A 7,269-nucleotide genomic window follows, 5' to 3' on the forward strand; every position below is an offset into this window, starting at 1 on the left:
CACTCAATTTGGTAAGTAGGTTCTCCGGATAGTAATCACGCCTAAGTTCAGGCCAGCTAAAAACCGCCTTTTCAGCAGAGTCGAGCTCAACCTATTGCTCTCGTGAGCCTGAAAGTACCACTACTGGATAGACGCGTTAACGTGATCCTAGGTAGTCAGCAGCCGGCGCACCTATTTCTTGAAGTTTCACAGGACTTCGATAGATGGGCAGCAAGAGGAGAAGCATTGTGCCCATATCTGTTGAAGCGCAACTGCCACATCATTTCTGCATAGCTCAGCAACCCGACCAGGATATTGGTCAAACATATGCGGAACACCTGGATAGACGTGGAGCTCGGTGGCCACGCCTGCGCGCGATAGCTTCAAGGCGAAGTCCACGTCTTCCTCCAGAAAAAGATCCAGGGCCCCGACTACAATAAAGCTGCGTGGCAATCCCTGAAGATCAGGCGCAAGCGCGGCGGAAAACAGAAAATCCTCTCCATCGCCAAGGGCGTACGACCCTTGCAGGCATCGCCAGCAAAACTGGTTTGCTCGTCGCCCCCAATTCAACGTACCGGTGGTGGGGTTCTCGGTGGGGGCTGCCGGCGAGCCGGTTCTGTGATCGAGCATCGGGTAAATCATGACCAGACCCGCCACGGAATATTCGCGCCGTTCGCGAACCAACAGGGCCAACGACGCAGCCAGTCCACCGCCGGCACTGTGGCCCATGATGACGACTTTTTTCGGATCAAGCCCCAGCGTAGGTCCCTGCCGCAACAGCCAGGCGAGCGCGGTGTAGCAATCCTGCAGCGGAGCGGGAAACGGATGCTCCGGAGCCAGTCGGTAATCGACTGCGACGATGACTGCTTGGGATTCCTCAGCGAGCGCGGCGAGGTAGTCGTCATTCATTTCCGGACTGCCCAGTACGAAGCCTCCGCCATGCAGGTACAAAATAGCCGGGAGTACCTTGGCCTCCGGCATGGGCCTTGGACGGTAAATGCACAAGCGCACACCGCCCGAGCCGGTCCAGCGTTGCTCTGCGCAGCACATCTCGGGTGTCTTAGCGTTGGCGCTGATCCGGCCTCGGATGGCGGGGAGCGTGGCGAGCGTCCACTCAGTGGAAGGCTCTGCGAAGAAAAACGCGTAATCGGGATCCAGCAGGGTGTCAGCGTTCAAGGCGTGTTTCCTCCATGCCAAGGGTCTGATTCAGCCCCTTGCAGGTGTAAATCCTATAACCAACCCTTGATCTGCGTGCACACAGCCTGGGTGGAAATACCGTATCGATCATGCAACGTCGGCAGTGCGCCCGCATCGAGGAACGCGTCTGGCAGGGCGATTTGCCGGTACGTCGGCGTCACCCCGTTGCGCAACAGCACGGTGGCCACCGCTTCGCCCAACCCGCCGATGATGGAGTGGTTTTCCGCAGTCACCACCAGCCGCCCCGGCTTTCTGGCCTCGGCCAGAATGGTCTGCTCATCCAAAGGCTTGATGGTCGGCACATGCAGCACCGCGACATCCACGCCATCCGCCTGGAGTTCCTTGGCCGCTTCCAGGGCGCGCATCGTCATCAAGCCGGTGGAGATGATCAGTACGTCGTTGCCTGTACGAAGGGTTTTGGCTTTGCCGATCTCGAATTTATAACCATATTCGTCGAGTACCAGCGGTACGTTGCCGCGCAGCAAACGCATGTAGACCGGGCCTTGATGCGCAGCGATAGCAGGCACCGCCTGTTCGATTTCCAGGGCATCGCAAGGGTCGACGATCATCAGGTTCGGCATGGCGCGGAAGATCGCCAAATCATCGGTTGCCTGGTGGCTGGGGCCGTACCCGGTGGTCAGGCCTGGCAGGCCGCAGACAATTTTAACGTTGAGGTTTTCCTCGGCAATCGCCATGCAGATGAAGTCATAGGCGCGGCGCGAAGCAAACACCGCATAAGTCGTAGCGAAGGGCACGAAACCCTCCCGCGCCATGCCCGCTGCGGCGCTCATCAACAACTGTTCGGCCATGCCCATCTGGTAGAAACGATCCGGGTGTGCCTTGGCAAAGATGTGCAGGTCGGTGTATTTGGACAAGTCAGCCGATAAACCCACGATCTCCAGGCGCTGGTCCGCGAGTGCTGCCAATGCATGGCCAAAGGGCGCGGACCGAGTGGCCTGACCTTCAGCGGCAATCGAGGCAATCATCGCGGAGGTGGTCAGCTTTTTCTTCACGACCGCGGGCGCTTGAGCTGACGTGTTGTTTGCAGTGCTCATAGTGTTTTGCCTTCTTCGAGGTTGTTCAAGGCCACATCCCATTCGTGCTCATCCACCCGGATGAAGTGGGTTTTTTCGCGGGTTTCCAGGAACGGCACGCCTTTGCCCATCCTGGTATCGCAGATGATGACGCGCGGTTGTGCGGCGGGGTGGCTGCGGGCTGCGTCGAACGCTTGGACCAGAGCGTCCAGATCGTTACCGTCTACGCGCTGGGTGAACCAGCCAAAGGCTTGCCAGCGGTCAACGATGGGTTCAAACGCCAGCACCTCGCTGGAGTGACCGTCGGCTTGCTGATTGTTGACGTCGACGATGGCGATCAGGTTGTCGAGTTTCCAGTGCGACGCTGACATGACCGCTTCCCAGGTGGAGCCCTCATTCAACTCACCATCCGAGAGCAGGTTGTAAACGAAAGACGCGGATTGTTTGCGCTTCAAGCCCAGGCAGGCACCCACCGCAATGCCCAGTCCCTGGCCCAGCGAGCCACCGGTGATTTCCATGCCGGGTGTGTACGTGGCCATGCCGGACATGGGCAGGCGGCTGTCATCGGAGCCGTAGGTTTCAAGCTCGTCCAGTGGAATGATTTCAGCCTCGATCAGCGCGGCATACAACGCGATCGCGTAGTGACCGATAGAGAGGTAAAAGCGATCACGCTGCTCCCACTCAGGGTCTTCGGGCTTGTAGTTCAAGGCATGGAAGTACGACACGGCCAGCAAGTCTGCCGCGCCCAGCGCTTGACCGACATAGCCCTGGCCTTGGACTTGCCCCATGCGCAGGGCGTGACGACGGATATTATGGGCACGCTCGGTCAGCGGCTTGGATGAAACGTAGGAGGGCTGGGTAGTCATGGTAGAACTCCGGGTACTCAACGATTGACCAGGGCGGCGGGAATGCGCAGCACCAGCAAGGCACCGCCCAGCAGAACGCCGGTGATAAGGTACATGCCGATGGCGCTGGAGCCGGTCTGTGTGGTGATCCAGCCAATCAGGTAGGGCGAGCAGAAACCTGCAAGGTTGGCGAAGCTGTTGACTGCCGCGATGCCCGCGGCTGCAGACACACCGCCGAGCAAGGTGGTGGGCAGCATCCAGAACATTGAAGAAGCGGACAGGATGCCGGACGCCGCCAAGCACAGGCTCAGGATGGACAGGACAATGTTGCCTCCGAGCAGCGCGGCCAGGGTCAGTCCGATGGCACCGGCGATCATCGGCCCGATCAGATGCCAACGCCGTTCGCGATGTTTGTCGCCACTGCGTCCGACCAGCAGCATCGCCGCAATGGCGCAGAGATAAGGCAGGCTGGTCAGGAAACCGATATGCAGCGGATCGGAAACCCCGGCATTGCGCACCAGGGTGGGCAGCCAGAAGGTGATTGCGTACTGGCCCATCACCACGCAGAAATAGATACCCGCCAACAGCCACAGACGGCGGTCACGTATGAACTCCCCCACAGAGGCGTGGGTAACCTTCTTCTGGTCGTCTTCGGCCAGCTCGCGGCTGATCAGGGCTTTTTCGTCGTCATCCAGCCAGGTGGCCTGATGCACGCCATCCTTGAGGTAGCTCAGCACCAGCAGCCCGACAATCACCGTGGGAATGGCTTCGAGCACAAACATCCACTGCCAGCCAGCCCAGCCGTGAACACCGGCGAAGGCGTTCATGATCCAGCCGGAAAGCGGGCCACCGACCATGCCCGAGAGCGGAATGGCGATAAACCACAACACCGTCATGCGGGCACGCCGATAGGACGGGAACCAGTAGGTCAGGTACAGCAACAGGCCAGGGGCAAGGCCGGCTTCGGCGACGCCCAGCAGAAAGCGCAGGGCGTAGAACTGCCAGGCGGTTTCGACGAAGGCGAACAGGGCGGAGATGATGCCCCAGGTGATCATGATGCGGGCGATCCAGACGCGTGCACCGACCTTATGCAAAATGATGTTGCTGGGCACTTCGCAGAGGAAGTAGCCAATGAAGAACATGCCCGCGCCCAGCCCATAGACCGTTTCGCTGAGGGCCAGGTCGTTCATCATCTGCAGCTTGGCAAAGCCGACATTCACGCGGTCGAGGTAGGCGCACAGGTAGCACAGCATGAGGAAAGGCATCAGGCGCCACGCGGTTTTGCGGTAGGCGTTGGTGCGCACGGTCGAAACCGCTTCAAGCGACAGGGTTGTCATGATGGTCTGATCTCTTGTTTTTATTGACCGCCAGGCCACAAGGCCCGGCTGCATCGTCGATCCAGATCCGCACGGGCTGCAAGGCCCGCCAGGTGTACTCAGTGAATCAGCATGCCGCCGTTCACATCCAGGGTGATGCCGGTCAGGTACGAGGACAGGTCGCTGGCCAGGAACAGGGCCGCGTTGGCCACGTCCTGGGCTTCACCCAGGCGGCCCAACGGGATGCCGTCGATGATTGCGTGGCGCCGTTCGTCCTGCATCAGGCCGCCGGTGATATCGGTATGAATCAAACCCGGTGCAATAGAGTTGACGCGAATGTTGTCCGCGCCGAATTCCCGCGCCATGGCCTTGCCCAGCCCGAGCACACCGGCTTTCGCTGCGCTGTAGTGCGGGCCGCCGAAAATGCCACCGCCGCGCTGGGCCGATACGGATGACATGCACACGATGCTGCCGGCTGCCTGAGCGCGCATCACCGGAATGACCGCCTGCGACATCAACAGCGTGCCGCGCAGGCTCACATCCAGAACCTTGTCGTAGTCGCTTGGGCGTATATCCAGGGTCCTGATCGGCTGCGTGATTCCGGCATTGTTGATGAGTATGTCGATACGGCCGTATTGCGCGACAACCTTGGCGACGGCTGCTTTGACTTGTGTCTCGTCGGCGACGTTAGCCGCCAGGCCCAGATGGCCTTCACCGAGGGTGGCTGCGGCGTCACGGGCGGCGGATTCGTCGAGATCCAGGATCACAACGCGGGCGCCGTGTTTGGCGAAGGTGACAGCGGTTGCGCGGCCGATACCACGCTCGGATGCAGCGCCGGTGATAATCGCGACTTTGCCTTGAAGAAGCATGAGGGTTACCTCTGATTGTTTTTATGGTTCGATTCAGCGATCGATGGCTCAGAGTGGTCCCCGCGAGCAGGCCGAGCAATAACGCAAACGTCACTGCTACATGAATAAAATTCAGCACTCGTCAATCCAGAACGCAAATGCTTGAATGGCGCTGCCCGTTCAACACCTAAACAATAGGCTTAATACTGATGCGCCAGGACGATACCTCTTCATCCCATCTGCCACCGCTGAGAGCAATTCAAGCCTTCGAGCAGACCGCCCGTTTTGGCAACCTCGCCAGAGCGGCCGAAGTGCTGGACCTCACGCCTTCGGCGATCAGCCACCAATTGGCCAAACTGGAGGTCATGATTGGTCGTCAGTTGTTTGTACGGGCGGCGCGTGGGGTGACACTGACGCCAGTCGGCGAGCAGTATTTGAAGGACATTTCAGGATTGTTGCAAAGCCTGGAGGTCGCTACCGAGCGGGCAGCGAGTGACGTCAGCCTGGATTGCCTGCGACTGCATTCCTCCCCCAGCTTTGGCTTGCTCTGGCTGATGCCCCGGTTGGAGTCATTTCGCATGACCAACCCGGACATCCAGATCAATTTGTCATGCTCATACGAGTCGCTGCATTTCAGCCAGGACAAGATTGATGTGGATATTCGTCATGGCCGGCCTAACTGGCCCAGCTACGAAGTGCGCACCGTGCGCAACGAAAGCTTCGCGGTGCTGGCCTCGCCCAAGCTGATCGCGCGCTGTGGGGTAAAAAACGCGGCTGATCTTCTGGCTCAAGAGTTGATACTTTCCGAGGCGACCTTGCTCAGATGGCCTGAATGGTTCGCTCAGCACGGCCTGGCGCGCCCCGAAAAGCCCTACGCCTTGAGTTTTGACCGATCCTACATGAGCCTGGAAGCGGCGAGCCACGGCTTAGGCTACGCCCTTGAAAGCACGCTGCTGGCGCAGAAGTACCTAGCCAGCGGTTCGCTGATCGAAGTGGCCCCCGAAATCTTGAGTTCCTCGGTAGCCGCCCATCATTTGGTGTTCCCGAAAGCGCACTCGAGTTTTCCCAGAGTCAGGCGATTTCTGGAATGGATGGAGGGAGAGCTCGGGCATAGTTTCGTATTTTAGCCAAAGAGTTTCAACGCGACCATTTGACAAACGTTTGGGCTAAATTGTAGCTCCGGGGCCAACTCCTCTTCACCACTGGCAGTTGCGGGGCGCCAGCAGTCGGATAATGAAGCGGTGACGTAGAGGGATTCGATGTTGCTGGTATTTCTCGAGACTGAACCTGCGTAACTGATGTCTTCAGTTTGACAAATATATCCAAATGGCTAGGACCATAACCCAGTAGATTGCCTCGGAATTTCTCATTTTTTGTTCTTAAATCACCTAAAAAACAAGTCAAGAATTGAATCTTCTTCTGCTTTCTTAAGGAAAAATCCTTATATTTCAATTGGTAGAACGCTAAATGCGAGACTCGCTTCCGCTCCAATCTCCTGATTTTTTCGCTATCGTTAATCTGTGGTCACTCGCGCAGCGTTTTGCCGCAGCTGATCTAAATAGTCAGCCCATTGTTGAGCCGCTTCCCGGCGTTGTACCAGCAGTTGCGCGCGCGCATACACAGCCCCGAGCGCGCCTGGCATCCGGTGGGATAACGACAGCTCGAGCACGATTGGATCTATACCTAAGTGTTCATGGGCAATGGTCCGGTAGGTGGCGCGAAAGCCGTGGGATGTGATGTCGTACTCCGGCCAGATACGCTGAAAGGACTTGAGCATGGAGGTCGGGTTTATGGGACGTCCCGGATAGACCGGCGAGACGAACACCCAGCCTTTGCCTTCTTCATCCACCACGCGGGTTTTATATAGCTCGCGTAACAGAACCAAGGCTTGCTCAGGCAACGGCACGATGTGTTTGCTCTTGTCTAGGGATGGTCTGAAATAGCCGGATATTCTCCGGCTATTGAGTCGTCAGTGCTTTTCAAAAAACGACCCCCGTCGAAATTTGACCCATTCTCTTCATTCTTCAGCCCTTCCGGCCGCTGCAAGGCG

Annotated in this window: 6 protein-coding genes and 1 pseudogene; 1 reads left to right on the forward strand and 6 read right to left on the reverse strand. The window is 58.3% G+C overall.

The genetic code is table 11. From position 1 onward, the window contains the following. Positions 1-186: 186 nt before the first annotated feature. The 5 genes from AACY42_RS21110 to AACY42_RS21130 all read right to left on the reverse strand — a co-directional run bounded on the left by AACY42_RS21110 (position 187) and on the right by AACY42_RS21130 (position 5,240). Positions 187-1,155, reverse strand: a complete 969-nt coding sequence (locus AACY42_RS21110; RefSeq protein ID WP_137211903.1) for an alpha/beta hydrolase — start codon at positions 1,153-1,155, stop codon at positions 187-189. Positions 1,156-1,208: 53 nt separating this feature from the next. Then, entirely contained in the window at positions 1,209-2,231 is a 1,023-nt protein-coding gene (locus AACY42_RS21115; protein WP_137211904.1) for a transketolase family protein, read from the reverse strand. Then, positions 2,228-3,076 carry a transketolase gene (locus tag AACY42_RS21120; RefSeq protein ID WP_137211905.1) on the reverse strand — a complete coding sequence of 283 codons (849 nt, stop codon included), beginning with the start codon at positions 3,074-3,076 and terminating at the stop codon, positions 2,228-2,230. Before AACY42_RS21120 ends, AACY42_RS21115 begins: the two co-directional genes overlap by 4 nt. Before the next feature lie 17 nt (positions 3,077-3,093). Then, positions 3,094-4,392, reverse strand: a complete 1,299-nt coding sequence (locus tag AACY42_RS21125; RefSeq protein WP_137211906.1) for an MFS transporter — start codon at positions 4,390-4,392, stop codon at positions 3,094-3,096. Between the two features lie 98 nt (positions 4,393-4,490). Continuing rightward, positions 4,491-5,240, reverse strand: a complete 750-nt coding sequence (locus AACY42_RS21130; protein ID WP_137211907.1) for an SDR family NAD(P)-dependent oxidoreductase — start codon at positions 5,238-5,240, stop codon at positions 4,491-4,493. A gap of 188 nt (positions 5,241-5,428) precedes the next feature. On the opposite strand from AACY42_RS21130, the gene AACY42_RS21135 reads away from it, so the two are divergent. Next, positions 5,429-6,346: a LysR substrate-binding domain-containing protein gene (locus AACY42_RS21135; protein WP_137211970.1), complete on the forward strand. Its 918-nt coding sequence runs from the start codon at positions 5,429-5,431 to the stop codon at positions 6,344-6,346. Positions 6,347-6,732: 386 nt separating this feature from the next. Here the strand turns inward: AACY42_RS21135 and AACY42_RS21140 are convergent. Next, positions 6,733-7,146: pseudogene (locus AACY42_RS21140) on the reverse strand (tyrosine-type recombinase/integrase); the annotation flags it as partial. Positions 7,147-7,269: the final 123 nt, after the last annotated feature.

This window comes from Pseudomonas sp. RL_5y_Pfl2_73, assembly GCF_963970515.1.
GTDB lineage: Bacteria > Pseudomonadota > Gammaproteobacteria > Pseudomonadales > Pseudomonadaceae > Aquipseudomonas.